Below are 26,173 nucleotides of genomic sequence, written 5' to 3' on the forward strand. Positions count from 1 at the left end.
CGTCATATGCCGTCCCCAACGGGCGGTCGTCGCCGTGAAGGAGGCTGTGTGCGCAAATCCGACCGAACGCTGCTGATCGAGCTCCAGAACAGCTTGAGGGAGATGGCCGCGACCATCGGGGAGCTGCGGGCGTCTCAGGACGCCATGCACGAGCGCCTCGAAGCCGTCGAGAAGCGGGCCGAACGGCAGGCGCGCAGCGCCTACGCGCAGATCGAGGACATGACCGCCCTCTACCGTGACATCGACGCCGCCGGCTCGCTGCCGCGCATGCGAGGCTGGGCCGCCGGTCCCGAGCTGCTCCGCTTCCTCTACGAGGAGATCCTCGATCACAAGCGCGCCCGCGTCCTCGAATGCGGCTCCGGCACCACGACCGTGATCATGGCCTACGCGATGCGGAGCCTCGGCTTCGGCAAGGTCACCGCCCTCGAGCACGACCCCCACTACGCCGACCTCGCTCGCCTGGAGCTGACCGAGCGCGGCCTGGCCGAATGGGGCGAGGTCGTCGACGCCCCGCTATCCGATGTGGAGATCGACGGCGAGGTGTGGCGCTGGTACGACCCCTTGGTGATCCACGCGGGCGAGCTCGACCTGCTGGTGGTCGACGGGCCGCCCGGCGCCACCGGCCCCCTGGCGCGCTATCCGGCGCTCCCCGTGCTCGCCGACCGGCTCGCCGAGCACGCTCTGGTCGTGCTCGACGACGCGGACCGCCCGGACGAGCGCGCCATCGCCCGCCGCTGGACCGAGCGGTTCCCGCGGTTCCAAGGCGAGCGGCTCGGTCACTCGCGGGGGACCTTCCTGCTGCGGCGGGCCGTGGACGGCCAGGGGAACTAGCCTCGCGCGTCCCAGTGCGGCACCGGGATCAGCGCGAATCGGATCCGTGTGCCAGGCCTGGCCTGCGCGGCGGCGGCCAGCGCCGCCGGCCCCACCACGCCGATCACCGGGTAACCGCCGGTCGTGGGGTGGTCGGCGCCGAACAGGATCGGCTGTCCGTTCGGCGGCACCTGGAGGCTCCCGGCGACGATGCCCTCGCTCGGCAGCTCCTTGCGGGCATCCTTGTGCCGCAGGGACGGTCCGAGCAGTCGCAGGCCGATCCGGTTCGAGTGCTCCGAGACCGTCCAGACGCCCTTGGCGAGCTCATTCGCCGCTTCGGGCGCGAACCAGTCGGATCTCGGCCCCAGGTGCAGCTTCATGACCAGTTCGTCGCTCACCCCGGCCCACGGCGCGGGCCACTGCGTCGGCAGCGGCGGGTGCGCGGGGCTCGGCCCGAGCGGGATCGTGTCGCCGTCCTTGACCGGTGCCGGGCCCAGGCCCGACAGCAGGTCCGTCGAGTGCGAGCCCAAGCTCGCCTTCGGGTGCAGCCCACCGGAGAACGCCAGATACGAGCGGACGCCGACCTCGGCCGGACCGGCGTCCAGCACCGAGCCGGCCTCGAGCTTCACCGGCTGGCCCCAGGCTTCGGGGCGCCCGTCCACGGTCACCGCGCACGGCGCGCCGCCGACCACGACGGTGACGTTCCGGCGGGCGCGGACCGTGCAGCCGGTCAGCGTGGTCTCGAGCGCGCAGGCGCCGGTCGCGTTGCCCGCCAGTTGGTTCGCCAGCCGCCACGAAGGCCGGTCGGCCGCTCCGGAGGGCGGCACCGCCAGGTGCGCCCAGCCGGGACGGCCCGCGTCCTGGCAGGTCGTGAGGACGCCTGAGCGAACGATCTCGATGTGGCTCATACGTTCACCGCCACGAATTTGACGCGCGTGCCGGGCACGAGCAGGGCCGCGGGCTCGCGGTGCTCGTTCCACAGCCGCCCGGGGTTGGTCATGGTCGCGATCAGCTGCCACCCGCCGGGGCTGGAGCGCGGGTAGACGCCGGTGTAGGGCCCGCCCACGGCCACCGAGCCGGCCGGCACGGCTGTGCGCGGCTCTTCCAGGCGCGGCGCGTGATAGCGCTCGGGCAGCCCTTCGAGGTAGGCGAAGCCGGGCGTGAAGCCGCAGAAGGCGGCCTCGTACTCGAACGAGGTGTGGATGCCGGCCACCTGCTCGGGGGCCACGCCCCACGTTCGGGCGACGGCCTCGAGATCGGGCCCGTCGTAGCAGACGGGGATCTCGATGGCCTCGCCTCCGTGCTCGGTGTCGTCGGTGAGCACCCAGTCGGGGATCTCCGCGGCCAGCAGCTCCGGCTCCTCGACGCCGTCCACCAGGACGGTGGTCGCGCCCGGCACCAGGTCGGTGGCGTCGAGCGAGCCGTTGACGCGCCGGGCCTGGAGGGCCCGGTAGCAGGCCCTGGCGACCTCGCCGGTGCCGCAGTCGATGAGGACGCCACGCGGCCCCGACGGCAGCGGCTTGAGCCGTCCGCCTCGGCTCTTGACAGTTCTCGGGACAGTCACCTGAAGGCCTCCACTTTGATGCCTTTGTTGTCCAATGCGGAGCGAATCGCTTCGCATGTCGCGACGGCTTCGGTGCCGTCGCCGTGGACGCAGATCGAGTCCGCCTCCACCCGGATCCGCGTGCCGTCGACGGCCGTGACCTCGCCGTTCGCGGCCAGGTCGACCGCTTGGGCGAGCGCCGAGGCCCGATCGAGCAGCGCGCCGGGGAGACCCCTCTCCACGAGGCGTCCGTCCGATCGGTAGGCCCGGTCGGCGAAGCACTCGCCGACGACCCGCATACCGGCCCCCCTCGCGGCGCGCTCCAGCTCGGAGCCGAGCCGGCACAGCACCACGTTCACTCCGGCGGTCCGCATCCCCTCGACGACGGCACCCGCTTGCACGGGGTCGCGTCCAGCACGATGATAAAGGGCTCCATGGGGTTTGACATACCGGACCTCGGTTCCGGCGGCGCGGGCGAAGACCTGCAGGGCGCCGATCTGGTAGGCGATCTCGGCGGCCAGTTCCGCCGCGGGCACGTCCATCTCGCGGCGGCCGAAGCCGGCCAGGTCGCGATACGACACCTGGGCTCCGATCCGGACGCCGGCGGCTGCCGCCGACTCGCAGACGCGCCGCATGATCAGCGGGTCCCCGGCGTGGAAGCCGCACGCGACATTGGCGCTCGTGATCACGCGCAGCAGCGCCGCGTCGTCGGTGAGCTCCCAGCGTCCGAAACCCTCCCCGAGGTCCGCGTTGAGGTCCATGTCTTCACGTTACCGGAACGCAAAAAATTCGGGCCCTTCAGGAACACTGGGCGAAATCTCCCGAATGCGCCCGATGCGTGGCCGGCGGCGCCCGCGCGGCTCCCGAGCGCTCGCCCAGGGCTGTGCGCGGAGCCGAGACCGCAAGTGCCACAATGGTTTCGGGCAGAGCGAAAGCCCCGCGGAGAACCCGCGGGGCTGCACTCCCGCGGGCGCTAGAAGAGGCCGAGCACGCCCGCGAGCACGAACAGGACCAGCACCACCAGCACCGTGATGGCGATGTACAGCAGCAGCTCGGGGAAGACCACGATGAGGACCACGGAGATCGCCGTGGCGATGACCGCCACCACGCCGGCCACCCGCCATTTCCTGCTGCGCCGCTCCAGATCCTCGCGCAGTCGCTCGTTCGCCTTCGACAGGCTCGGCCGCAGCGGCATGGTGGGCGGCGTCAGCTGCGAGTCGTGGAAACCGGGAGGGGCCAGGCGCTGGAGGTCGGCGACCAGCACATCGAGCTCCGAATAGACCTTCGCGCTCATGGCGGCGTCGACGCGCTGCTGGAACTCGGTCACGTCGAGCCTTCCGTCTTCGACGGCCTGCCGCAGCTGGTCCAGCACCAGCTGCCGGTCGGACTCCGACGCACGCATCTGATCGCGGTCCATCTGGCCACACCTCCAAGGTCGTCTGCAACGTCAAGGATGCCAGCAAGAAGCAACATGCGGCCAAGGACTTCCTTCCAAGGCGCGAAGCTGCGACGATGATGCCCATGGATGCGCGAGAGGAAGTCGTCGTCGGCGTCGGGGCCGGCACCGAGACCACCGACATGGTGCTCAACATCGGCCCCCAGCACCCCTCCACCCACGGCGTGCTCCGCCTGCGGCTGCGCCTCGACGGCGAACGCGTCACCGAGTGCGAGCCCATCATCGGCTACATGCACCGCGGCGCCGAGAAGCTCTACGAAGTGCGCGACTACCGGCAGATCCTGCTGCTGGCCAACCGCCACGACTGGCTGTCGGCGTTCGCATCGGAGCTCGGCGTCGCACTGGCGGCCGAGCGCCTGGCCGAGATCGAGGTGCCCGAGTGGGCGGTCTGGCTGCGCACCGCGCTCGCCGAGATGAACCGCGTGCTCAACCACCTCATGTTCCTCGGGTCCTACCCGCTGGAGATCGGCGCGATCACGCCGATGTTCTACGCCTTCACCGAACGCGAGCGCCTCCAGGCGGTGTTCGAGGAGGCCAGCGGCGGACGCATCCACTACATGTACAACTGCGTCGGCGGCCTCAAGGCCGACGTCCCCTCGGGCTGGGAGGACCGGGCGCGGACCGCGCTCGACGAGGTCGAGCACGGCATGGTCCGGCTCGACAAGCTCTTGCGCCACAACGAGATCTTCGCCGCCCGCACCAAGGGCGTCGGCGTGCTCGACCCCGCCACCGCCGCGGCCTACGGCGTCTCCGGGCCGGTCGCGCGAGGCTCCGGCCTCGACTTCGATCTGCGCCGCGACGAGCCGTACCTGGCCTATCCGGAACTCGACGTGCCGGTCGTGCTGCACCGGGAAGGCGACTGCTACGCCCGCTTCATGGTGCTGCTCGACCAGGTACAGGTCTCGATCGACCTCGCCCGCGCCTGCCTCGACCGGGTGGCGACCCTCGACGGGCCCGTGAACGTCAAGCTGCCCAAGATCTTCAAGCCGCCGGTCGGCGAGACCTACCTGTGGACCGAGAACCCCTTGGGCGCCAACGGCTACTACCTGGTGAGCACCGGGGACAAGACCCCGTACCGGCTCAAGCTCCGCTCGGCGTCGTACTCGAACGTGCAGGCGCTCAGCACGCTCATGGACGGCTGCCTCATCCCCGACATGATCGCCATCCTCGGCTCGATGTTCTTCGTGGTCGGCGACGTCGACAAGTAGCGCGCTCAGGCGCAGCCGCCGGTCGACTCCTCCACGGTGAGCGGCCGATCCACCGACGGGGTCGTCCAGCTCTCCAATCGCCCGCCCCCGGGGCAGTCCACGACGCCGAAGTTCCACGATGATTCGGCCTCCGCCGGCGGGACGGGGCGCACGACGCCGAGCGCCTCGTCGGCGGGCCGGCAGCCGGTGCTCGCCCGCAGCCGCGCGACACCGGTGTCGACCTCGGCGAGCCGCACTTCCACGTACCCGTCGGTGACGCCGAACCACGTCGGCCGCTCGGCATCGGCATCGCGTTCGAGCGCGAACCGCTCGGCGAGCCCTTCGAGCGTGTCCTCCCGGCTGCGCTCGACCATGAGCGTCCGCGCCAAGGCCACGCCCGGTCGCACCGGCGTGATGTCGCACGGGTCGACCTCCAGCGGCCCGGCGCTGAGGACGTGGACCTCGCCGCTCAGATACCCAGCGGCCTCGCCGAGGACGGCGTCCATGTCCGCGCGGGCGTCATGGGCGCCCACCTGCTCGCGCACCGACACGCCCGAGCCCGCGAACGCGGCCGCCACCAGCAGCAGCGCCCACGCCACGACGGCGACGCGCAGGCGGGTGCGCCATTTCGGGGACACGTTCGAGAACACGTCACACAGTCTGCCCCATCGATTCCTGAGACGCCGACCACAATCGGCCCGATGCTGTCACACTTCGATCCCATGTCTCGTCCTCCCGACATGAACGAACCGAACGCGCAGCCCCGAGCCGAAGCGGCGGCAGCGGTCTTCGAGGAGCTCAGGCCCCGCCTCGTCGGCGTCGCCTACGGCCTCCTCGGCACCGTCGCCGAGGCCGAGGACGCGGTCCAGGAGGCGTGGATCCGGCTCCAGCAGAGCGACCTCGGCGCGATCGAGGACCTCACCGGCTGGCTCGTCACCACCACCTCCCGGATCGCGCTCGACGTCCTGCGGTCGGCCCGCGTCCGCCGCGAGGCCTACGTCGGCCCCTGGCTCCCCGAGCCGGTCGAGACCGCGCCCGACCCGGCCGACTCGGTCAGCCTCGCCGACTCGATGTCCTGGGCGATGCTGGTCGTCCTGGAGACCCTCGGACCGGCCGAACGGGCCGCGTTCGTCCTCCACGACGTCTTCGGGCTCCCGTTCACCGAGATCGGCGAGGTCCTGGGCCGCAACCCGGCCGCCTGCCGCAAGCTCGCCAGCCGGGCCCGCGAACACGTCGAGGCACGCAAGCCGCGCTTCGACGTCGACGCCGAAGCCCACCGCGAGGTCGTCGACGCCTTCGCCCGGGCGGCGAGCTCGGGAGACTTCGAGGCACTGCTGCGGGTGCTCGACCCCGATGCGGTGCTCACCGCCGACGGCGGCGGCGTCGTCCGCGCCGCACTGCAGCCGATCCACAGCGGCGAACGGATCGCCCGCTTCCTCGCGAGCGTCATCCCCAAGAGCGCGCCGCTGGAGATGCGCGCCACCGTCGTCAGCGGCAACCCCGCGCTGCTCGTCTTCGGCGACGGGCGCTTCCGGGGCGTCATCGCCCTCAGCATCGCCGACGGCCTCGTCACGACCGTCGACTACGTCCGCAACCCCGCCAAGTTTCACGGCCTGCGCTCGGTGAGCGGGGCCGCGATCGAGGAGACCCGCACCACCGGAAAGAAGGAGACACCATGAGCACCATCCGACTCGACCCCTCCGAAGTCAAGACCCTGCCGAACATCTGGAAGGCCTTCTCGGCCGCCGCCAAGCCGATGCGCTCCCAGGACATCGTGCCGAAATCGACCCTGGAGCTGGTCAACCTGCGCGCCAGCCAGATCAACGGCTGCGGCTACTGCACCGACATGCACACGCTCGACATGGCGCACGCCGGCGAGAAGCCCGAGCGCATCGCGCTCGTCGCCGCCTGGCGGGAGGCCCCGTACTACACCGAGGCCGAGCGCGCCGCGCTCCTGCTGACCGAGGAGGCCACCCGCATCGCCGACGGCGACACCGGCGTCTCGGACGAGGTGTGGGCCGAGGTGCGCAAGCACTACGACGAGGAGCAGGCCGCGGTCCTGGTCGGGCAGATCGCGATGATCAACGCCTGGAACCGCTTCAACGTGATCCTCCAGAACCCGGCCGGAAACTACGCCCCCGGCCAATGGGCTTAGCGCCACGAAGGGGCCCGACCGCGAACGCGGTCGGGCCCCTTCGCGTGTGACCGGGTCGGAGCTGAACCGTCCCTGTCGGTCTCTCAGCGGCTCACGGCCAGCCGAGTCTCGTTGAGGCCCTGGGCGGCCTCGAGTTCGCCGGTGGCGTCGCCGTAACGCGAGAGCGCCCGCAGCGTCCACTTGCCCGGCGCGGCGAAGAAGCGGAACTGGCCGCCCTCGCCCGTCACCACCTCGGCGGTGAACTCGCCGGAGCCGTCGAGCAGGCGCACGTAAGCGCCCTGCACGAGGTCGCCCTCGCCGTTGACGACCGTGCCGGTCAGCACGGTCTCCTTCTCGATGTCGACCGACGCCGGAAGGGCCGTGTCCTGAGCGGGCGCGCCGCAACCGGCGGAGCCGGTCAGGGAAGCAGTGCCGTCTGCAGCCATTGGTGTTCCTTTCCTCCCCGTCGCCGGATTACTTCGTGCCCGGCTCGTCGCCGAGCGCGATCGGCACGCCCACGAGCGAGCCGTACTCGGTCCACGAACCGTCGTAGTTCTTGACGTCCTCGTAGCCGAGGAGCTCGCGGAGCGCGAACCAGGTGTGGCTGGAGCGCTCGCCGATGCGGCAGTAGGCGATCGTCGGCCGGTCCTCGTCCAGGCCGGCTTCGCTGACGTAGATCTCGCGCAGCTCGTCGTTGGACTTGAAGGTGCCGTCCTCGTTGGCCGCCTTGCTCCACGGCACGCTCAGCGCGGTCGGGACGTGGCCGCCGCGCTGGCTCTGCTCCTGCGGCAGGTGGGCCGGGGCGAGCAGGCGCCCGGCGTACTCGTCGGGGGAGCGGACGTCGATGAGGTTCTTGGTGCCGATCGCGGCGGTGACCTCGTCGCGCAGCGCGCGGATGGAGGCGTCCTGCGGCTTGGCCACGTAGACCGTGGGCTCGCGCTTGACGACCTCGGTGGTGACCGGGCGGGCGTCGAGCTCCCACTTCTTGCGGCCGCCGTCGAGGAGCTTGACGGACTGGTGGCCGTACAGCTTGAAGTACCAGTACGCGTAGGCCGCGAACCAGTTGTTGTTGCCGCCGTAGAGGACGACGGTGTCGTCATTGGAGATGCCGCGCTCGGACAGCAGCTTTGAGAACTGCTCCTGGTTGACGAAGTCGCGGCGGATCGGGTCCTGGAGGTCGTCCTTCCAGTCGATCTTCACCGCGCCCTTGATGTGGCCGGTGTCGTAGGCGGAGGTGTCCTCGTCGACTTCGACGAACACCACGCCCGGGGTGTCGAGGTTCTCTTCCGCCCAATCGGCGGTTACCAGCACGTCTTCACGAGCCATGATGTGTTCTCTCCTGAACGTTAAGTAAATGTGGTTGCACTTCGATCTGACTGAGTTCGGGAGCGTGCCCGGCGGGCATGTGCGGAGATCATGGAGCCGGTCTCCTCCAGGCGGAACCCGCCCTGGATGAAGCCGTTGTGATGTCGCGAAGGCGACTGAAGCCTTGCTCGAACCTTGCTCTGTACTTGCGCACGCTGGGCCGCATAGCGGCGACCGTCTTGGAGACGAGCCGCCTAGGGCATTCGACAGAGCGTGGTCGCGATCGTGCAGAAGTCGATCGCACGCCGCTTGGTGAGCATCGGCTTGCGCATGGGCAGAACGCTAGCAGACTTCCCGCCCACTGACCACACCCCTTCTCGGCATGCGGACTGCGGGGAACCGCTCGGTGCCCTCAGGTGAGGGTCACTCCGGTGGCCGAACCCGAGATCTCGACGTCGCCGCCCCGGATGGCGATCTCGGTCAGTTCGACGCCCCACGGCAGCTCCGGCAGCGAGACGATGGTGGTCATCTCCTCGCGGACCCGCTCGATGTACTGGTCCGCCTCGGGCGGGAGCTGTTCGGTGACGGCCTCGACGACGTCGGGGGTGAAGCGCAGCTCGCCGCCGCCCAGCTCGATCGCGCCGGTGCCGACGACCTCGACCTCGAACCCGGCGGCCTCGACGACGGCCGAGACGGAGGCGGTGCCGTCGTCGTTGAGGGTCATGTCGTAGCCGGTGCTCTCGCGCAGCAGCGCTTCGAGTGACTCGATCGAGATGGAGCCGGAGACGTCCACCTGCTCGGCGGTGATCTGCGAGTTGCCGTCGGAGAAGTCGCGCCAGTCGGCGGTGACGTCGTGGGCGACCAGGTCGAGCGTCGGGAAGGTCAGCCCCGCGTCCTCGACGGTGGCGCCGACGTCGCGCATCTCGATGTCGATCTGCTCGAACTCGCCGGACCAGGCCTGGGTGAGGAACGGCCAGCCGTGGATCGTGACGTCGGGACGCTGGTTCGAGTAGGCCCCGTGCTCGGCGGCGGTGTCCGCGACCTCGGTCGCCACCCGCCGCTCGGCGAGGGCATTCGCCACCCGGTCCCCGAGGGCCACGACGGCGACGACGATGACCAGGGTGACGAGGGTTCGGCGGAGGATCTTGCCCACGGGGTGGTCTCCACTCAGTCGATGATGTAGTAAGCACTCAAGAGATACACGACCGGTCCGGTGACCGCGAACGCGAGGAGCGGTCCCGCAACGTTGATCACGGGCTCCGGGGCGGTGCCCTCGCCGTCGATGCGGCGCGCGGCCGACATGTAGCCGCAGGCGAGGTCCACCAGGACGGCGGTGAGCGCGACGAGGAGGCCGCCGATCGCGGCCTGGCGCGGCTCGGGCCCCTCGATGACCAGGCCGGCGTACGCGGCCGCGGCGGTGCCGCACATGGTGCCGATGACGACGCCGAACGCGCCGCGCGTGACCTGCCGGTTGATGCGCGGGTCGGGCATGACCAGGTCCACGGCCCGTGCGGCGAGGATGGCGGTCCCGGCGGCGACGATCGCCGAGTACATGGCCGGCGGGGCCGAGCCGAGGCGCGACAGGGCTATATAACAGGTGTAGCCGCACACGGCGATGCACAGGATCATCGTGAAGCCGAAGCTCTCGGTGACACCCGTGTGCTCGCGGCGCACGAGCTGCCCGCCCGCGGCGGCCACGAAGGCCCCGGCCAGCAGGACGGTGATCGGCATGAGCGAGACCGGCGTCCAGGCGACGGCGGCCCAGTCGGCGGCGAGGGCGAGGACCGCGCCGACCGCGAGGGCGACCCAGGCGCCGTCGACGCGCCGCGTCCAGACGACCGCCAGCAGCATCGCGAGCTGCAGGACCATGACCCCCGCGGCGTAGGCGGGGCGCTCGAACTGCGCGCCGAGGATGAGACCGGCGCTGATGACGAAGGTGGCCGCCAGGGGCGGAAGGCGGTGCAGCAGGTGCGGGCTCGGCGGGGGCATGGTGTGGTCTCGGGCCGCGTCATGCGCGCCGGTCTGAGCGAGGGGCTCGGGCGCCGCGCTGGACGGTTCCTCACCTGCCGACCGACGGAAGCGCATGCCGCGACGGCGCGCGGGCCGGGGCGGCTCGGCGGACGGCTGGTCCCCGCCCCAAGCGGGGCCCTCGGAGGGCTGGGCGGCCTCGCGCGGCTCGTAGCCCCAGGTCTCGTCGGGTCGGTTGTACGACACGATGGACAGCCTACGGCAAGGCGTCCGTGAACCGTTCACCTTCGTGCCGGTGAGCGGACGGTGTCGGCATGACGAAGTCCGCGTGTCGGGCACTTCGCCGACGGCATTCCCGCATGGTGAGGTTTCGGGAAGGTGAAGCTGGTCTTCTGGCTGGTGACCGTTTACACTTACGCCAGACTCCACCTACCGTCTGTCAAGCCGCCCGCCGCAGAAGTCGGGATGCGTAGGTCGCGTGTGCTCAAGAACAGCGGAGGACTGCTGTGGAAATACTGATCCTCACTTCAAACCCGGTTCCGGAGTCTCCAGAGTCGATCCTGCCCTCGCTCGAACTGCTGCCCCACCGCGCACGGTACGCCGGGCGCGACGTCCGCGCGCTGCTGAGCGGCCCCAGTCCCGACGCGGTGATGGTCGACGCCCGCGCCGACCTGGCCGACGCCCGGGCCACGTGCCGGGTCCTCCAGGCCACCGGCCTCACCGTCCCCCTGTTCGGCATCGTCACCGAGGCCGGCCTGGCCGCGCTCCAGGCCGACTGGGGCGTCGACGACTTCCTGCTCGCCGGTTCCGGCCCCGCCGAGGTCGAGGCCCGGCTGCGACTGGCCACCGGCAAACCGAGCGCCGCCGCCACCGCCGGGCCCGCGGTCATCCGCGCCGGCGACCTCACCGTCGACCCCGACACGTACGCCGCGAAGCTCAAGGGCCGACCGCTCGACCTCACTTACAAGGAGTTCGAGCTGCTCCGCTTCCTCGCTCAGCACCCCGGCCGGGTCTTCACCCGCGAGCAGCTGCTGCGGGAGGTGTGGGGCTACGACTATTTCGGTGGCACCCGCACCGTCGACGTCCACGTGCGACGCCTGCGCGCGAAGCTCGGCAGCGAGTACGAGTCGATGATCGGCACCGTCCGCCAGGTCGGCTACAAGTTCGTCGCCCCGCCGCCGGAGAACCTCCGCGAACACGAGCCGCAGCCCGGACGGGTGGACGCCTAGCGACACCGAACGGGGCCGCGCTCCGAACGGATCGCGGCCCCGGCTCGTTTCATCCGGCGGTCACTCTCCCGAGGGCGCCGGGAGCGTCACCCCGTTCGCGATCGGCGAGCCGAAGTTCGGCGTGCCGTCGGCGTTGAAGGTGAACGGCTGCACCCTGGTCTGGCGGGTGCTGCCGCAGCCCTGGTCCGGCGAGGTGTTGCCGTGGTAGACCAGCCAGTGCTCGGTGCCGTCCGGCGAGGTGAAGAAGCCGTTGTGGGCGGGGCCGTAGACCCCGTTGCCCTGCTGGAAGACCGGCGTGGACTTCTTCGACCAGGACGAGGCCTGGAGCGGATCGCCTCCGGTGTAGGTCAGCAGGCCCAGCTTGTAGTCCGGCGTGTTGCACGAGGAGGCCGAGTAGGTGATGAACGTCTGCCCGTCGTGCTGCAATACGGCCGCGGCCTCGTTGACACGCGAGCCGACGGTCTCCCAACTGTAGGTGGGCCGCGAGATCGTCGCGTGGGAGCCGGTCACGGTCCACGGGTTCGACATGCGCGCGATGCGGATCGACTGGTCGGAGCCGACCCATTCGCTCCAGAGCAGGTAGAGCTGCCCGTTGAGTTCGAGGTAGGAGCCGTCGATGTTCCACTGGTTCGGCAGCGGCGTGGACATGAACTCGTACGGTCCCATGGGAGTCGAGCTCGTCGAGCGCAGCACGTGGAGCTTCTGGCCGTCGAGGTTGGTCTGGGAATTGCCCGAGGTGTACATGAGGTACCAGGTGCCGTCGATGCGGTGGAACTCCGGCGCCCAGTGCGAGCAGCAGCGGCTGGGGGTGTTCGCGTCGTTCCAGACGACGGTGTCGGTCGCGGTCTTGAGGCCGGCGAGGGTGGTGGCGCGGCGCATGATGACCGTGGAGTCCCAGGTGGTGGTGGACAGGTAGTAATACCCGTCCCAGTACTCGATCCACGGGTCGGCGCCGTTGTCGCGGATCGGGTTGGTCAGCTCGTCCTGCGAGCCGCCCCCGACGTCCTCGAGCCGCCACTGCTGGACGGCCTGGCCGCTGTAAGTGTGCTGGGAGATGCGGGCGCCCGGCTCGGTCGAGAAGTCCCACAGGTCCAGGGCCTTGTCGGAGAAGCGGTTGATGAAGCTGTAGCTGCCGTCGTCGTGCTCGGTGACCGACCACTGCTGGTTGGTGCCGTTCAGATCGGTCCATTGGGAGATGGTGGCCCCGTCGTCGGGGTTCCATTCGTAGACGTCGAGGACGAGGCCCGAGTGGCGGGCCTGGATGCGGTAGTAGCCGTCGCCGGCGTCGATGAAGCGGAACTGCTGGTTGGTCGCCTCGGTGCGGTTCCACTGCGTCAGAATGGCCCCGGGTTCGGTGGAGGCGTCTTGAATGTCGAGGGCGAGCCCGGAGTGGGCGCTGGTGATGATGTACCAGGTCCCGGGCGTGATGGCGGCCTGCGCCGGCGCCTGGGAGGCGGCGACGAGGCCGAAGGCGGCCAGGGCCGCGGTGAGGGCGAGCGCGACCAGGGTGCGCCCGCGTCTGAGAGTCGGTCGGAACATGCTTGGGCTCCAATGGCTTGCCGGGTAAGGGGACGCCTCGGTTGCCGGTGGAGGCGTCCTGAGAGGGAATCGAGGTACATCGATGTTATCGCAAACATCCATCGCGATCAATCGCGGGCGGCGAAAGAATGAAGCATCCCGCGTCAGTCCAGGATCGGGTCGAGCGCGTCGAACCAGTTCTCGGCGATCTTGACCGAGCCCTGCTCGTTCGGGTGGACGCCGTCGGTGGTGTCGCCGACGGGATCGAACCCGGTGTGCTGGTCCACCACCGTGATCGGCGACGCCTCGGTGCTCAGGGCCGCCGCCCACCGCGGGATCGCGGCGTTGAGGTCGATCGCCCGCTCGGGGCAGTCACCGCAGCCGGACATCGGGTGCAGCGGAATGATCTGGGCGACGAGGACGACCGCCTCCGGATTGAGCTCGCGCAGGTCCTCCACGACCGCGGTGTACGCCTCCAGGACGCGGTCCTGCGGGACCGACCGCCAGAGGTCGTTGGTGCCGAAGTGCATGAGCAGCACGTCCGGGGTGTTCATCTCCAGCCACCGCCTGGCGTCGCCGCCGGCGACCGCCTCGGTGACGCGGACCCCGCCGTGCCCCTCGTGGAACGGGGCGGCTTCGCTCGGCGGGCATTCCCGCGCCTGCGAGCCGACGTAGGCGATCTCGTGTCCGGCATCGGTGAGCAGGTCCCACAGCTTGCCGCGCCAGCAGCCGGGGCTGCCGGTGATCGAGTCGCCCAGCGGCATGACGCGCACCGGACCGTCCTGTTCGACCTCGGCGGCGTCGGCCGGCGTCTGCGTCCGGCCCCCGTCCGGGCGCCATGTGGAGAGGCCGAGGACGGCTGCGACGACCACGGCGAGGGCGAGCAGCGAGAGCGAGACCAGGCGACGTGGCACAGCTCCTCCAGGGAGTCATCGGGCTACCGCCAAACGTAGAGGCAGAAGGCGCCCGCCGCAAGATCCGCGGCGAGCGCCTTCATCGATCGGTCGGACGGATCAGGTCACGACGTTCACGATCGTGGAGTCGACCGACTCGCCGTCGGCGATGAAGTCGAGCGTGCCCATGTAGCGGGACTCGGCCGCGAGGCCGGACCACGCCAGAGACAGCTCGAACGGCTCGGCCAGCGCGACGGTCTGCTCGCTCGGGGAGACCGTCAGGTTGCCCTCGTCCGAACTCGGCACGATCCAGGCGTGCAGCGCCGCGTCGAGGCTGTCGGGGCCGTCCCACAGGTCGACGAACACCACGAAGGTGTGTCCGCCCGGCAGCGTCACCGTCTCGTCCGTCCCGCCGGAGGCCGAGTAGTCGACCAGGGTCAGCGAACCGTCGTCGGCCTTCTCGTAGACGAACAGGTCGAGGTCGGTGCCGTCCGGGTGCTCGGAGCCGAAGGTCGCGAAGCGCACCACCGCCGAGTCGGCCGGCGCGGTGAACTCGAACGACTCGGTGTGCGAGCTCTCGACCGGGTCGTCGGTCGGGAACGAGGAACTGTCCGGGTCGGTCAGCGTCGCGGTCGAGACATCGGAGGGCACCAGGCCCGAGACCGAGGTGCCGAGCGTGCCGTCGAAGCCCGACGTGCCCGCCAGCGTCGTCTCGCCGGAGGCGCCGGAGAGGCTGATCTCGTCCTCGACGCTCAGATACGCCGGCTTGACGACGATCGGGGAGCGGACCTCGTGGCCCTTCCAGCCGATCTCCTTCCAGGTGATGTCGCCGAAGGCCCACTCGCCGAACGCGCCGTCGGTGCGCTCGATCGTGATGGTGAACGTCGCCGATGCGCCCGGCCTGACGTACAGCCAGCGCTGGTCGACCGAGACCTTCACGCCGTCGGGCGCGTCGATCTTGGCCTTGTAGAGGCCGCCGCGGTCCGAGACGTTGGTGACGGTGCGGGTGATCGTCTCTGCGCCGGCGAGCTCGCCGACCGCGATCGACGGGTAGTTCAGCTGCGAGGGGTCGATCGAGCCGACGCTCTCGCAGGTGGCCGCGATCTTGGCCGCCTCCGAGGTGCCGCAGATGTACTGGATCCAGTCGGTGGCGTTCGACTCGTAGACCAGGCCCGGGTCGAACATGGCCTTGCCGTCGACGTGGCCGGCGCCGAAGTCGAACGGCGTGGCGTCCTCGCCGCCGCGCTGGATCGGATCGCCGGAGTTGTCGGTCTGGTACGCCGTGGTCATCATGGCCGACTTGACCGCCATCGGCGTCCAGTCGGGGTTCTCCGAGACGAGCAGCGCGGCCAGGCCGGCGATGTGCGGGCTCGACATCGAGGTGCCCTGCGAGGCGCCGTAGTCGTTGCCGCGGTTGTGCTCCGGGGTCAGACCCGCGAGGATCTCGACGCCGGGAGCGGTGATGTCGGGCTTGAGCAGGTTCTGCCCGGCCGCCTGTGCCGGACCGGAGGAGGAGAACGCGGCCATCGAAGGAGCGGTCTGCTTCTCGCGCTCCGAGGTGGTGACCGAGACGACCGGGTCCTCGGTCGCGGCGACCCACTCGGCCAGCTCCAGGCCGGAGGAGTAGTCGACGTGGAGGGTCGGCACCGCCTGAGAGGTGACGACCGTGGCCGGTCCGAGGTCCTGGACGTCGCGCACGAGGAGCGCCAGGCCTCCGGCTCTGGCGACCTCGTTCGCCATGTCGGTGAACAGGTTGCCCCGCTCGCACAGGACCGCGAAGCCCTCGGTCTTGGCAGGGTCGAGCGTGCCCGGGTCGCAGCCGGCCGCGGCCTCGGGGTCGGTCCCGTCGAGGGCGGCGTCGACGCCGAGCTTGATCGGCCATTCGGCGGCGCCGTTGATCGCGCCGACCTTGGTGGTGGTGTCGCCGAACGTGAGTTCCGAACGGGAGGTCATGTCGTGAGTGGAGGCCGCGACGGTGGTCGTCCACGGCTCCTGGTGGGCGACGGTGACCGGCCCGTTGTTGCCGGCGCTGGCCGAGACGAACACGCCCGAGGCGGCGGCGTTGAAGAACGCGATGGCGACCGGGTCGAGGAACTCGGGCGTGGTCGTGCCGCTGATGGAGTAGTTGATGACGTCGACGCCGTCGGCGACCGCGGCCTCGACCGCGGCGACGAGGTCGGCGGTGTTGCAACCGTCCCAGCAGGCCTTGTAGGCGGCGATGCGGGCGGCCGGGGCCATGCCGGAGACCGTGCCGAACTCCTCGCCGTCCATGATGACTTCGGCCTCGTGGTTGCCGGCGGCGGTGGAGGCGGTGTGGGTGCCGTGCCCGTCTTGGTCGCGGGGGGAGGCGTAGCCGTTCACCGAGACGCCGCGAGAGTCGAACCAGCGGGCGCCGATCAACTTGTTGTTGCAGGTGATGTTGGCGTCGGGGTCCTCGTCGGTGCCCTCTTCGCACTCGCCCTGCCACTTGGCGTCGATGACGTCCTGGTCGGGGCGGGGTTCGGGCAGCGGGGCGAAGGACGGGTTCTCGGGCCAGATGCCCGAGTCGATGACGCCGACGATGACGCCCTCTCCGGCCTTCTCGGGGTCGCCGAAGTACCGGTTCCAGGCGCCCTTCCTGCCGGTGAGGTCGAGGAACTCCGGCGTGGTGGAGGTGGTGAGGTGGCGGATCTCGTCGGGGGCGACGGACACGACCTTGTCGCTCTGGGCGAGCTGCTCGGCTTCGGCGGCCGTCAGCTGGGCGGCGAATCCGGCGAACACGGTGTCGTACTCGGCGACCGGTTCGATGTCGTGCTCGTCGATGACCGCTTCACGCTCGTCGGCGAGGTGCTCTCGGTATTCCTCGACCTCGGGTGAATCGAAGTCGATGGTCTCGCCCTCGGCGGGCGCGGTGGCCTCGATGCCGGCCTCGCCGCCCTCATAGGTGGCGATGGGGTCGTCGGCGAGCTGGACCACGTAGAAGCCGTCGGTGTACTCGACGTCCTGGGTCGGGGCCTCCTTGTGGTATTCGGGGGAGACCTCGGGGAGCGCGGCGGGCTCGGCCGAGGCCGGTCCGGCCACGGTGGTGAGTCCAGCGATCACCATCGGGACGGTCGCTGCCGCCAACGTGATCCTGGCTCCGGACCTGGCGCGCGTCTTTGCGCGTCTTCCGGAGAGATGGGGGGACGAAGATCCCATTCGATGAGCTCCTCTCAAAGGGGACGAGCGCTGCGCAGGGTAGAAAGCAGCGCACGCAAGCGAGCCTATTGTGAGTGCGACTCGCTGTAAACCCTCATATGAGGATATTTCGATGGGCGCCCGATACTGTTACGTCTCCGTGACGTTGGAGCATCGCCGGATCCCGCCGCAGGTGGCGGCCGGAGCGGCTTCGCGCGGTACCGATTCGCCTACCAACGCCACCAAAGGAAGCGGCGCTCATACCGGACCGACACCGAACTGGCCTTGGCGCGTCCTCGCACGATGAACCGCACGCCGTTCTGTCCTTTGTAGGGGCATCTATTTGCCACGCTACTGGCCATCACGTCGAAGTGCTCGTCCACCGCGTAGCCGCCCGCGGGCAGCACCAGCTCCAACGAGGAGGCGATGAGGTCACCGTCGATCTCGACCTCGGCGTCGCGGATGACCGCGTGGCGGAAGTCGAGCTTCACGCTGCTGGCCTTGGCGTTGACCGTGATGCTCGAGGGGACGATCCACTCACCCTTGCGCTCGACGGAGGAGGCCTTGGGGTTCAGCCGGAGTTCGGCCGGGGCGCTCGCGGCGCGCCGCGACAGCGGAGCGGCGTTCTTGGGCACGGCGAGGGTGCCGCCGGGGTCGGGCAGGTCGTCCAGGAGCCCTTGGAGCTCGCCGTACGTCTTCGCGGCGTAGGCGTTGCGGGAGCGCTCGGCGAACTCGTCGAGTTCGAGCCGCCCCTCTTCGGTGGCGGCGTGGAGACGGGCGATGATCGCTTCGCGCTCGGCATTCGAGACGCGCATGTTCGGATCGGGCGTTGACATGTGCGTTACCTTCTGGTCGGACCGGGAGCCAGCCGCCGCGGCCGGCGCACGAGTCCGCCGTTGCACCATTCGTCGTAGTCGAACAGGTCCGGCTGGCGGATGAGCGCCTTGGTGTTGGCGGCCCACAGTCCAACATACTGGTCCCGCGTCTCATGCGCCTTGTCGAGGAGCTTGTCGACGCGCTTGCGCGAGTGGACGCGGAACCTCGTGCGCACGGCGTCGCCGGCGTAGATGTAGAGGACGTGCAGCGCGAACGAGCGTTTCGGGCAGGTGGCGTCGGCGGCGAGTTCGAGCCAGGTGTCGACCAGCTCGTCGGTGGCGAGCGTGAGATCCCACTGGCGGCCCTCGGGCGCGACCGAGAGCGGGTCGAGCGCCCACGCCCTGATCTCGTCGACGGTGGGGAGCGCGGGGTGCGCGAATCCGGTGAAGGACGCTTCCGACACACGTACTCCTGACGACCTGCCACGCGGGACTCGAACATTGCTCGCCCCGATCGTAGCGTGACGGCGCCGAGATCGTCGCGCTCATGCGCGCCCCATAGCGTCGCCCACGGCCTCGATGCGAGCGCCGACATCGTGAAGAACCGGCAGATCAGGGCCCCATCCGCGTTCGAGGAGCGCCTCTCGCAGGCCGACGAGCCAGCCGCGAGGGTCCTCCGTCACGTCCGCGGCCGTGAGCACGAGCACTTCCCAGCCGAGGCTCCGCAGCGCGCGGTGGCACCGGCGGTCGCTCGACTCGCCCGCCGTTCCGATCTGGGCGGCCACACCGTCGTACTCCACGGCGAGCCGCCACCGCTCCCAGCCGAGGTCGAGGAACGCCGACCGCCCGCCGGGGATCCTGACGCGCAGCTGCGGGGTGGGCGCGGGCAGGCCGGCGTCACCGATGAGGCAGCGGGTCCACGACTCCATGGGCGACTCGGCCCTCGGATCGGCGGCGAGCAGTGTCGCGTTCGCCCGGCGCAGGCGGTCGCCGTGCAGCCGTTCGAGGACCGCCGCCAGACCGCGCGTGTCGACCCCGGCCTTCAGGAACTCGGCCGCCGCGACCGCCTCGAGTCGCGGCAGGTCGGCGGCGCAGTCCACGAGCGTGCGGGCGCGCCGGGTGACCGGGAGCCCGTCGACGACGGTGGTGTCGATCCCGGGCACCCGAGCGGCGCATTCGAGCGGCCACTCGTGTTCGCCGACGCCCGGCGGCAGCACGTCGAAGCCGTGGATCCAGGCGGCGGTGCGGCCGGTCGCGACGACAGTGGCGTCCGATTCGGACACGGCCTGGAAACGCTCGCGCAGGCCGGAGCCCGGCGATGCGGGTCCGGCCTGGGCCCGGGTGCGGTATGCGGGTATCTGCAGCATGACTCAAGCGTCACCGAACGGGCACACTCCGTCAAGGACTGTGTTTCGCCCTGTGGATAACTTCCGGCGAAACGGCATCGGCCCGACATAATCCCCTGTAGAGGAGCTGGGCGTCGTCAGTAGGCGATGTCGCAGATCTTCCAGGTGCCGTCCTCTTCCACGGCGGTGTAGTAATTGCCGCCGCCGGAGTCCAGGTCCTCCTGGCTCGCCGGTGCAGTGTCGTCCCAGGTCCAACCGGCCCAGAGCTCGACTTGGCCGTTCGCCGGCTCTTTGGCGATCGCCCAGATGATGAAGTCGTAGTTCCACGCCTGGCCGTATTCGGCCTCGTAGTCGTATTCCCGCTGGAGACCCTCGCTCGGACTCGAACACATGAGCGCGGCCAGGGACTCCAGATCGCCGTCGTCAACGGCGATCTCCCAGCGGATCGCGGCGCCCTCCGGGGAGTTCTCCTCGAAGTCGTCGGAGCTGATCGCGGTGCCCCAGTCGCCGAAGTCGCCCGAGCCGGACTCCTCCTCGGCGGCGGGGCTCTCTTCCTCCTCCGCGGTCGCCTCGTCCTCGGAAGACCGCTCCTCGGCATCGGAGGTGGTCTCCTCGCCCGCGGTGGTGGGCCCGTCGTCCTCGAGCATCCCGGGGACGATGAGGATCGCGGCCACACCGAGGAGCACGACGAGACCGACGATGACGCCGAGGATGATCCCGAGGTTGCCGCCCTGCTGGGGCGGCGGGACCTGCGGCGGCAGCGGCGAGGGCGCGCCGGGCGGGTAACCGGGCTGGACGCCGATGGGCGGCGTCATGTTCGGCGGCTGCTGGTACTGGCCGGGGCCCGGGCCGTAGTTCGGAGGCGGCGGAGCGTTGTAGCCCTGAGCGTAAGGGTCGCTGGGCTGCTGGGGCGGCTGGCTCGACACGTGGTACTGCTGCGGGTCGTAGCCTCCGGGGGGCGGCGGGTAGGTCATCGCTCTCTCGGCCTCGTCTGCTCTGGTGGGCTCTGCGTGGTGGTGAACGCCTTCACCGGGGTGCATCGATCCTACAGCGGTTCATCCGGGTCCGAGTCTCGCGCAGATAGCGGTCCGCGCACCGCTCAGCATCAGTGTCACGCTCCGGGCGGTGGCGACCGAGCACCGATCGGCCGCTCTCCGCAGGCACTCGGGACCGATTCACCCGCACGGATGACCGTCGGTCGCACGCCCTGTGCGATGGCCGTTCGCGTCCGGGATCTAAGCTCTATGGCCCCGGCCCCTCACCTCCCCGAACAGGCAGCGACGAGACCAGCTTCTACCCGAGGTTCAACGTATGGCGACTGTCCAGTCAGTGGGGTGGTGGACGCTCCGGTTCTCCGGCCTGCTCGCCCTGGTTCCCGTGGTCGAGGTGTCGGCCGTCAACCGCTTCTGGGGCTACGGCCTACTGTGCCTGGCGCTGGTCGCGACGTGGGCGGCGGCCTGGCGGTGGCAGCGGCACCGGCAGTACGCCGAACCGACACCGAGCCCGTTCTGGCGCGAGCAGGCGATGGGCGAGATCTCCGAGACCATCGACGTCGCCCGCGACGCCGAGGCGGTGCGTTCACCCGAGCGGCGCGAGCGTGCGATGCGCAACCTCATGGGCAGCATCCGGAACGAGGGCATCGAGGCCGACCTGCGCATCCAGTTGATCCAGGACCTCGTCGACCTCGGCGGCAAGGACATGGCGATGCGGCTGACGACCGTCGTCACCGCATCCGATGTGGACATCGAGGTGCGGTTGGAGGCGGCCGAGCACATGGGCCGGTTCAGCGCCGATCAAGGCATGCGCGCCCTTGAATTGATCGCGACCGATGCGTCAGTGGACGACCGGTACCGACTCGACGCCGCCAGCGCCCTCGTCGACTGCGCCGCGGGGGCCGCCGAGATCGCGCTCATGCAGCTGGTCGCCGACAACCGCGTCTCCGAGTACGTGCGCCACGGCGCGGCCAACATGCTGCGCCTGGTCGACCGATCCTCGGCCTCGACGGCGTTCCGGCACCTGGCGACCGCACCGCACATCACCTCGCGCCTGCGGATCATCTGCGCCGAACAGCTCGCCGACGACAACCCCGCCGAGGCGGAGCGGGCGCTGTGGCGACTGATCAAGGGCATCGAGTCCACGATGGACTACAATCTCGGCCTCGACGCGGCCGAGACGCTCCACGGGATCCGCCGCGACAGCGGCATCGAGGCGTACTCGGCGCTCGCCGTGGACGCGAACTTCCCGTGGTACGGGCGCATCGAGGCGGCCTACCGGCTCGGGAAGCTCGGCGTCAGCGACGGCTTCGATCTCCTCAGCGACTTCGCGAGCGCCGAGGGCCTCGACGACGTGCACGGCCTGGCGGCACTCGACCGGCTCTTCCAGCTCGAGGTCGAGACCGGCACACTCGACCCCGACGACTGAATACCCGCCTGCCGGCTCCGGCGTCGCGCCGCCGCCGATAAGCGCTTGGCGCCCATATAGGTCGTCTGGATCTCGAGATGGTGGAGATCGCGGCGTTCGCCGAGCCAGTGCGGACTGTCGGCGTCGAGCAGAGCCTCCCAGGCCGCCTGGTCCTCGGCGTCCATGAAGTCCTCGAACCAGCCGACCCAGGCCGCCAGGCGCTCAAGCGCCAGGCGCAGCTCGGCTCCTTCGAGCGGCGCCGGCACGGTGGTGACGTCGTGGAACGTCCGTACCTCGCTCAGGCCGGCGTGCTCCAAAGCGAGGTTCCAGCCGTACGGCAGCGGCTTGGCGCCGTGCTCCAAGTGCTCGGCCTCCATGCGCCGCGAACGGGCCTCGGCCAGGCGCGCCTCGAGGCCGGGACGGCCCACGCCGACGTCCCACGGCAGAAACTGGGCGCTGAGTCCGCCCTCGCCGATGGCCAGGCGCCCGCCAGGCGCGAGCAGACGGGCCAAGGCGTCGACGGCGCCCTGCTGATCAGCGGTGTGATGGAGGACGTGCCCCGCCCAGACGACATCGGCGGACGCACCGACGACGGCCGCCAGGCGCTCCGGCTCGCCGACATCGGCCACTGCCGTCTCGATCGCGATACCGGTCTGCTCGGAACGCTCACGCGCCAGGTCGACCACCGATGCCTCGGCGTCGACGGCGACCACCCGCGCCACTGGGTGGGCCTCGGCGAGCGCCAGCGCCACACCGGCCGCGCCGCAGCCGACATCGACCATGACCGCGTCCTCGGGCCGCGAGATCCGCTCGGCCGTGCGCCGGTCCTCGTCGACATGGGCGGCGGCGTGCCGGCGGAAGCGGTCGACCTCCTCCCCGAAATCGATCGAGGCCTGGTGATCAGGGGACGAAGCGTATGCCATGAGGCCGAACCTACCATTCGCCAGACCCGTTCCGGGCAATGACGAGTCAGGCGTCTCCGCAGCTCCGAACGCCGGAGCGCCTTGACCATGCCCGGTGCCGTCGAATGCGAGGCGTGTTTATGCTGTAGCGGCTCTGCACAACTACAGCGACCAGGAGGCGGCGAACAGTGGGTGGCTCGGACGGGCTCGACGCCGAGGAGATCTTCAGCATCACCTTGGCGGCCCTCATGCTGGTGGCGCTGGTCGCCTGGCCGGTGCTGCCGGGCCTGAAACGACTCGGCTCGTTCAAGGCGTTCCCGCCGTTCCGCGACTGGGCGGCCCGACCGCACCCCGACGCCGCCGTCGGCGTCCAGGCGGGGCGCAGACTCCACATGGGACCTCGCGACGACACGGACGCGGCGAACGCGACCGTCGTGGTCCGCACCGCGTACGGCAGATACCCCTCGCGCCAATGGAGCCCCGACTTCCGTGTCGCCAGGCCCCTCGTCCCCGTGGTCAGCGTCGACGGCATGCCCGCCTCGTGGGGCTGGGGCACGACGAAACTGACGCTGCCCCCCGGCCGGCACCTCATCGCGGTCACCAGCAGCCACACCCGCTCGTACGAGGTGGTCGACCTCGCCAGAGGCGAGCGCAGGGACCTCGACTACTGCAGCGTCATCGGCGCCCAGGCGCACCGCTACCACCAGGCGGACAACGAACTGTGGGAAGGCGTGTCCTTCGGCGGGCACCGGAGCGGTCTGGGGCGGGCGAACTGGTACGTCATCCTCGTCTTCGGCATCTTCGCCCTGGCGGCACTCCTCACCATCCTGGCGACGACGACCGATGCCCTCGACTCGGAGGCGCTCGGCAGCGCCCTCGCCTTCGGGGCGATGGGCGTCGGCGTCGCAGTAGGCCTGGGCGTCATCGGCGTGTCCCTGGTCAAGCAGTTCCGGCGCAAGCCGACCACCGTGGCCCACGCTCCCGCCCACGGCTCCGACAACGAGGTGCGCATCCTCGACGACGACGAACCCGAGCGTCTCGCGCCCGCGCCCGGATGGGCGGCCCTGAGCCTGCACCTGCGCTACATGCTCGAGGAGCACGACCAGGCCACGCTCGCCGCGCTCGCGGGAGGCCGGAAGCCCTCGCTCCTCCAGCGCTGGCGGGCGGTCCGCATCGGCGAGCCCGAGGCGCCCGCGTGCCGTCCCTGGGTCCCGGCCCCGGAGGTCTCCGTCGACGGCAGGCCGATCAAGGCGTCGTGGACGAGGATGTGGCTCCAACTGCCCCCGGGGCCGCACGACCTCACCGTGAGCATCCCGGCTCCCCGCACCCAGCTCGGCCCGTCGACCAGGCTCGACCTGACCCAGGCCGAATGGCGCCGGAGCATGACGCTGCCTCCCGGGGAGACCACGGAGATGACGCTGACCGCCGAGGTGAAGGCCGTCCCCGACCGCGAAGGCCCGCACTTGTCCGAATTCCGCGCCCGGCTCCGGTGATTCCCGGACGCTGACGCGCCCGGGAATGCAGCGGCTCAGCGCACTTCGGAAGCGGTGGTGAGCTGCGAGCGCACGCGGGTGAGCTCGGCGTCCAGGGTGCCGATGCGGCGCTCGAGGTCGGCCGGGACGTCCTCGGTCTCCGGGAGCGAGGCGAGCAGGGCGCGGCCGATGGAGGCCTGCATGAGGGCGCAACCGCGCAGGACCAGCGGCAGGAGCAGGGCCATCACGGCGCCGCCGATGAACGCGAGGATCGAGATCGCGCCGTACGAGTCGCCCCAGCCGAGCCAGCGCGTGGCGTACTCCAGGCCGTCGCCCTCACCGGCCGCGCGGCGGATGATCCAGCCGTACAGCGGGTAGAGGAGCGAGGTGACCGTGGCGGCCCACCACGACAGCGCCACCACGAAGCCGACGATGGCGACCGGGAAGTTCACCACGGACCACAGCAGGTTGAGCCAGGACTGGCCGTCCGTCACGGCGGTGAGGAAGCGGCGCAGGACCGAGGCGTTCGCGGGCGCCTTCTTGTGCCGCGGCGTCGCGATCGCTTGGCCGAGCACGGCCGGGAGCGGCGCGCGCCCGGCGGCGGCGACGCCGCGCAGGGCCCACAGGGTCGCCGCGAGGATCGGGACGCCGACCCACACGACGGCGGTGCCGATCCCGGCGGAGAAGCCGGCGACGGCGATGACGAACCCCGGCAGGGCGATGGGGAACGACGAGAGAAGGTAGGCCGTGTCGATGCCGACCTGCTTGAATGTCTTGAGCATACTTCAAATCTAGAGAGCACGAAGCCCCCGGACGAGCCTGTGACCAGGCGTCTTATAGGTAGGGCAGGCCTTACTCCGTCGTACGTCTGATCTAAGATGGTCGCGATCCGACACCAGTCACTGGAGCGCCGCATGACCCTGTCGACCGGACCGAGCCGCCCGACGTTCGAGGCCCACGTCGACCTCGGGCACCTCCCGCCGGTCCCTCTGGGCGACCCCGCGCCGCCGAGAAGTCGTATGCCCGGTGCCGCGACCGCCGCGGTGGCGCTCCTGTGGATCCAAATGGGCATGTAGCCCTGCGCTGTGCTGCTGTTCGGGGCCAGGGCGCTCATGCTCACGGCGAGTGCGGCGGCAGAGACCGGCACTCCGCTGCTCAAGGCCTTCACGGGCGACTTGGCGTTCACCGCCAGGCTGGTCGCCTCGAACCTGGTGATGCTGCTCGTCCTCGCCCTGTCCGCCGTCTTCGCGATCCGGATCGCGCGTGGGCGCGACAGGGCGCGGCAAGGGGTGATCGCCCTCGAAGCGACCATCATCCCCGCAGCCGCCGTCTGGCTCGTCTCCCTTCTGGCGGTGTCGGGATCCTCGGGCATACGACTGCTGATATTCGCCCCAGGAGAACTCCTCGTGGTGGGCGTCTGCGTCGCCGCGATGATCCTGCTCAGGCGCCCCGAAGTGCGAGCCTGGTGCAGTCGCTGAGCGGCGCGTGACCGTGGCCGTGCCCGAGGGCACGCCCAGGACGGGCTTTCAGTGGTCGCGATCGCGCTCGATAGCGGTCCAAGTCCGCGTAGCGAAGTCGACGATCGCCTTCGCGTGCGTCGCGGCCCATTCCATGTGGATCGGAGTGGACACCCGCAGCTGGGGGCGATCTCCGTCGAGGCCGATGACCGATCCGAGGACCGGCGGATCGCGGTAGAGGAAGGTCGCGCGCAGACGAGGTTGACCGACGAGGACCGCGAACCGAAGCCGTCGGCCGACGACCGTCTCGACGGCGAGGACCGGCGTCCTCACGGAGCTTCGAGAACCGGAACGGCTCCTCGGGCTCGGAGTCGGGTTCGGTACAGAGCCTTCGGCGGCGCGGGATCGGACTGGGACGGCCGTCGGCGACCGGATCACGGTCGGGAGACTCTTCCCACGGCGGGATCGGGTCGGACAACTCGCCGCGACGATGACGGCCGGTGCGCTTGTCGGGCCGCCAGCCCCGAGTGCCGTACGTGCCGGGGTCCTCCGGGTCGTGGGGCTTGCCGCCGATCTCGAACG

At 70.3% G+C, this 26,173-nt stretch carries 27 protein-coding genes; 8 read left to right on the top strand and 19 right to left on the bottom strand.

The features are described 5' to 3' along the window. Positions 1-48 precede the first annotated feature (48 nt). Positions 49-831 (top strand): class I SAM-dependent methyltransferase, encoded by a 783-nt coding sequence (locus ACYVK3_RS15590; protein WP_460498256.1) that lies wholly within the window; start codon positions 49-51, stop codon positions 829-831. Here ACYVK3_RS15590 and ACYVK3_RS15595 read toward each other — a convergent pair. The 4 genes from ACYVK3_RS15595 to ACYVK3_RS15610 all read right to left on the bottom strand — a co-directional run bounded on the left by ACYVK3_RS15595 (position 828) and on the right by ACYVK3_RS15610 (position 3,770). Beyond that, positions 828-1,718, bottom strand: a complete 891-nt coding sequence (locus tag ACYVK3_RS15595; RefSeq protein WP_460498257.1) for a 5-oxoprolinase subunit C family protein — start codon at positions 1,716-1,718, stop codon at positions 828-830. The genes ACYVK3_RS15590 and ACYVK3_RS15595 overlap by 4 nt on opposite strands. Continuing rightward, a complete protein-coding gene (locus ACYVK3_RS15600; RefSeq protein ID WP_460498258.1) occupies positions 1,715-2,374 on the bottom strand; it encodes a 5-oxoprolinase subunit B family protein in 660 nt (219 codons plus the stop codon). Before ACYVK3_RS15600 ends, ACYVK3_RS15595 begins: the two co-directional genes overlap by 4 nt. Then, on the bottom strand, positions 2,371-3,114 hold the full coding sequence (locus tag ACYVK3_RS15605) for a LamB/YcsF family protein (RefSeq protein WP_460498259.1): 744 nt from the start codon (positions 3,112-3,114) through the stop codon (positions 2,371-2,373). The genes ACYVK3_RS15600 and ACYVK3_RS15605 overlap by 4 nt, the downstream gene beginning before the upstream one ends. 212 nt (positions 3,115-3,326) lie before the next feature. Then, positions 3,327-3,770 carry a DUF1707 SHOCT-like domain-containing protein gene (locus tag ACYVK3_RS15610; RefSeq protein WP_460498260.1) on the bottom strand — a complete coding sequence of 148 codons (444 nt, stop codon included), beginning with the start codon at positions 3,768-3,770 and terminating at the stop codon, positions 3,327-3,329. Between the two features lie 95 nt (positions 3,771-3,865). Between ACYVK3_RS15610 and ACYVK3_RS15615 the strand changes: the two genes are divergently transcribed. Beyond that, positions 3,866-5,017 carry an NADH-quinone oxidoreductase subunit D gene (locus ACYVK3_RS15615; RefSeq protein WP_460498261.1) on the top strand — a complete coding sequence of 384 codons (1,152 nt, stop codon included), beginning with the start codon at positions 3,866-3,868 and terminating at the stop codon, positions 5,015-5,017. 5 nt (positions 5,018-5,022) lie between these two features. On the opposite strand, the gene ACYVK3_RS15620 is transcribed toward ACYVK3_RS15615, so the two are convergent. Then, positions 5,023-5,646 carry a hypothetical protein gene (locus ACYVK3_RS15620; protein ID WP_460498262.1) on the bottom strand — a complete coding sequence of 208 codons (624 nt, stop codon included), beginning with the start codon at positions 5,644-5,646 and terminating at the stop codon, positions 5,023-5,025. Between the two features lie 90 nt (positions 5,647-5,736). Here ACYVK3_RS15620 and sigJ point away from each other — a divergent pair, with 90 nt between their 5' ends. After that, entirely contained in the window at positions 5,737-6,675 is a 939-nt protein-coding gene (gene sigJ, locus ACYVK3_RS15625; protein ID WP_460498263.1) for an RNA polymerase sigma factor SigJ, read from the top strand. Further along, positions 6,672-7,151: a carboxymuconolactone decarboxylase family protein gene (locus ACYVK3_RS15630; RefSeq protein WP_460498264.1), complete on the top strand. Its 480-nt coding sequence runs from the start codon at positions 6,672-6,674 to the stop codon at positions 7,149-7,151. Before sigJ ends, ACYVK3_RS15630 begins: the two co-directional genes overlap by 4 nt. Before the next feature lie 83 nt (positions 7,152-7,234). Here the strand turns inward: ACYVK3_RS15630 and ACYVK3_RS15635 are convergent, their stop codons facing one another. The 4 genes from ACYVK3_RS15635 to ACYVK3_RS15650 form a co-directional block, all read right to left on the bottom strand. Further along, positions 7,235-7,576 carry a peptidase associated/transthyretin-like domain-containing protein gene (locus ACYVK3_RS15635; protein ID WP_460498265.1) on the bottom strand — a complete coding sequence of 114 codons (342 nt, stop codon included), beginning with the start codon at positions 7,574-7,576 and terminating at the stop codon, positions 7,235-7,237. 28 nt (positions 7,577-7,604) lie between these two features. After that, complete coding sequence (locus ACYVK3_RS15640; protein ID WP_460498266.1) at positions 7,605-8,456, bottom strand: sulfurtransferase; 852 nt, start codon at positions 8,454-8,456, stop codon at positions 7,605-7,607. Positions 8,457-8,847: 391 nt separating this feature from the next. Continuing rightward, positions 8,848-9,588 (bottom strand): LmeA family phospholipid-binding protein, encoded by a 741-nt coding sequence (locus ACYVK3_RS15645; protein WP_460498267.1) that lies wholly within the window; start codon positions 9,586-9,588, stop codon positions 8,848-8,850. Positions 9,589-9,602: 14 nt separating this feature from the next. Beyond that, the gene (locus tag ACYVK3_RS15650; RefSeq protein ID WP_460498268.1) at positions 9,603-10,649 is read right to left on the bottom strand and encodes a hypothetical protein; all 1,047 of its coding nucleotides are present in this window, start codon (positions 10,647-10,649) and stop codon (positions 9,603-9,605) included. Positions 10,650-10,909: 260 nt separating this feature from the next. Here ACYVK3_RS15650 and ACYVK3_RS15655 point away from each other — a divergent pair, with 260 nt between their 5' ends. Next, positions 10,910-11,632 (top strand): winged helix-turn-helix domain-containing protein, encoded by a 723-nt coding sequence (locus ACYVK3_RS15655; RefSeq protein WP_460498269.1) that lies wholly within the window; start codon positions 10,910-10,912, stop codon positions 11,630-11,632. A 60-nt stretch (positions 11,633-11,692) separates the two neighbouring features. On the opposite strand, the gene ACYVK3_RS15660 is transcribed toward ACYVK3_RS15655, so the two are convergent. The 8 genes from ACYVK3_RS15660 to ACYVK3_RS15695 all read right to left on the bottom strand — a co-directional run bounded on the left by ACYVK3_RS15660 (position 11,693) and on the right by ACYVK3_RS15695 (position 22,683). Beyond that, the gene (locus tag ACYVK3_RS15660; RefSeq protein WP_460498270.1) at positions 11,693-13,171 is read right to left on the bottom strand and encodes a family 43 glycosylhydrolase; all 1,479 of its coding nucleotides are present in this window, start codon (positions 13,169-13,171) and stop codon (positions 11,693-11,695) included. Between the two features lie 143 nt (positions 13,172-13,314). Continuing rightward, complete coding sequence (locus ACYVK3_RS15665) at positions 13,315-14,064, bottom strand: SGNH/GDSL hydrolase family protein (protein ID WP_460498271.1); 750 nt, start codon at positions 14,062-14,064, stop codon at positions 13,315-13,317. Between the two features lie 99 nt (positions 14,065-14,163). Then, on the bottom strand, positions 14,164-17,148 hold the full coding sequence (locus ACYVK3_RS15670) for a S8 family peptidase (protein ID WP_460498273.1): 2,985 nt from the start codon (positions 17,146-17,148) through the stop codon (positions 14,164-14,166). Positions 17,149-17,429: 281 nt separating this feature from the next. Continuing rightward, positions 17,430-18,035: a DUF1707 SHOCT-like domain-containing protein gene (locus tag ACYVK3_RS15675; protein WP_460498274.1), complete on the bottom strand. Its 606-nt coding sequence runs from the start codon at positions 18,033-18,035 to the stop codon at positions 17,430-17,432. Between the two features lie 5 nt (positions 18,036-18,040). Further along, positions 18,041-18,478, bottom strand: coding sequence for a hypothetical protein (locus tag ACYVK3_RS15680; protein WP_460498275.1), 438 nt, complete (start codon positions 18,476-18,478; stop codon positions 18,041-18,043). A gap of 81 nt (positions 18,479-18,559) precedes the next feature. After that, positions 18,560-19,381 (bottom strand): hypothetical protein, encoded by an 822-nt coding sequence (locus tag ACYVK3_RS15685; RefSeq protein ID WP_460498276.1) that lies wholly within the window; start codon positions 19,379-19,381, stop codon positions 18,560-18,562. A 116-nt stretch (positions 19,382-19,497) separates the two neighbouring features. Continuing rightward, positions 19,498-20,400 (bottom strand): hypothetical protein, encoded by a 903-nt coding sequence (locus tag ACYVK3_RS15690; RefSeq protein WP_460498277.1) that lies wholly within the window; start codon positions 20,398-20,400, stop codon positions 19,498-19,500. 1,227 nt (positions 20,401-21,627) lie between these two features. Then, entirely contained in the window at positions 21,628-22,683 is a 1,056-nt protein-coding gene (locus ACYVK3_RS15695; protein WP_460498278.1) for a class I SAM-dependent methyltransferase, read from the bottom strand. A 167-nt stretch (positions 22,684-22,850) separates the two neighbouring features. On the opposite strand from ACYVK3_RS15695, the gene ACYVK3_RS15700 reads away from it, so the two are divergent. Further along, positions 22,851-24,155 (top strand): hypothetical protein, encoded by a 1,305-nt coding sequence (locus ACYVK3_RS15700; protein WP_460498279.1) that lies wholly within the window; start codon positions 22,851-22,853, stop codon positions 24,153-24,155. 35 nt (positions 24,156-24,190) lie between these two features. Here ACYVK3_RS15700 and ACYVK3_RS15705 read toward each other — a convergent pair whose 3' ends face one another. Beyond that, a complete protein-coding gene (locus ACYVK3_RS15705) occupies positions 24,191-24,916 on the bottom strand; it encodes a sensor domain-containing protein (protein WP_460498280.1) in 726 nt (241 codons plus the stop codon). 132 nt (positions 24,917-25,048) lie between these two features. Between ACYVK3_RS15705 and ACYVK3_RS15710 the strand changes: the two genes are divergently transcribed. Further along, positions 25,049-25,210, top strand: coding sequence for a hypothetical protein (locus ACYVK3_RS15710; protein WP_460498281.1), 162 nt, complete (start codon positions 25,049-25,051; stop codon positions 25,208-25,210). A 9-nt stretch (positions 25,211-25,219) separates the two neighbouring features. Further along, a complete protein-coding gene (locus tag ACYVK3_RS15715; RefSeq protein WP_460498282.1) occupies positions 25,220-25,612 on the top strand; it encodes a hypothetical protein in 393 nt (130 codons plus the stop codon). Between the two features lie 48 nt (positions 25,613-25,660). Here the strand turns inward: ACYVK3_RS15715 and ACYVK3_RS15720 are convergent, their stop codons facing one another. Next, the gene (locus ACYVK3_RS15720; protein WP_460498283.1) at positions 25,661-25,924 is read right to left on the bottom strand and encodes a hypothetical protein; all 264 of its coding nucleotides are present in this window, start codon (positions 25,922-25,924) and stop codon (positions 25,661-25,663) included. Positions 25,925-26,173 lie beyond the last annotated feature (249 nt).

The sequence above is a fragment of the Glycomyces tarimensis genome (genome assembly GCF_054776215.1).

Coding starts and splice junctions, on each gene's coding strand:
- ACYVK3_RS15610 (WP_460498260.1), bottom strand. CDS start 3,770: ATGGACCGCGATCAGATGCGTGCGTCGGAGTCCGACCGGCAGCTGGTG.
- ACYVK3_RS15710 (WP_460498281.1), top strand. CDS start 25,049: ATGACCCTGTCGACCGGACCGAGCCGCCCGACGTTCGAGGCCCACGTC.
- ACYVK3_RS15675 (WP_460498274.1), bottom strand. CDS start 18,035: ATGTCAACGCCCGATCCGAACATGCGCGTCTCGAATGCCGAGCGCGAA.
- ACYVK3_RS15695 (WP_460498278.1), bottom strand. CDS start 22,683: ATGGCATACGCTTCGTCCCCTGATCACCAGGCCTCGATCGATTTCGGG.
- ACYVK3_RS15685 (WP_460498276.1), bottom strand. CDS start 19,381: ATGCTGCAGATACCCGCATACCGCACCCGGGCCCAGGCCGGACCCGCA.
- ACYVK3_RS15605 (WP_460498259.1), bottom strand. CDS start 3,114: ATGGACCTCAACGCGGACCTCGGGGAGGGTTTCGGACGCTGGGAGCTC.
- ACYVK3_RS15635 (WP_460498265.1), bottom strand. CDS start 7,576: ATGGCTGCAGACGGCACTGCTTCCCTGACCGGCTCCGCCGGTTGCGGC.
- ACYVK3_RS15690 (WP_460498277.1), bottom strand. CDS start 20,400: ATGCACCCCGGTGAAGGCGTTCACCACCACGCAGAGCCCACCAGAGCA.
- ACYVK3_RS15640 (WP_460498266.1), bottom strand. CDS start 8,456: ATGGCTCGTGAAGACGTGCTGGTAACCGCCGATTGGGCGGAAGAGAAC.
- ACYVK3_RS15595 (WP_460498257.1), bottom strand. CDS start 1,718: ATGAGCCACATCGAGATCGTTCGCTCAGGCGTCCTCACGACCTGCCAG.
- ACYVK3_RS15660 (WP_460498270.1), bottom strand. CDS start 13,171: ATGTTCCGACCGACTCTCAGACGCGGGCGCACCCTGGTCGCGCTCGCC.
- ACYVK3_RS15630 (WP_460498264.1), top strand. CDS start 6,672: ATGAGCACCATCCGACTCGACCCCTCCGAAGTCAAGACCCTGCCGAAC.
- sigJ (WP_460498263.1), top strand. CDS start 5,737: ATGAACGAACCGAACGCGCAGCCCCGAGCCGAAGCGGCGGCAGCGGTC.
- ACYVK3_RS15615 (WP_460498261.1), top strand. CDS start 3,866: ATGATGCCCATGGATGCGCGAGAGGAAGTCGTCGTCGGCGTCGGGGCC.
- ACYVK3_RS15705 (WP_460498280.1), bottom strand. CDS start 24,916: ATGCTCAAGACATTCAAGCAGGTCGGCATCGACACGGCCTACCTTCTC.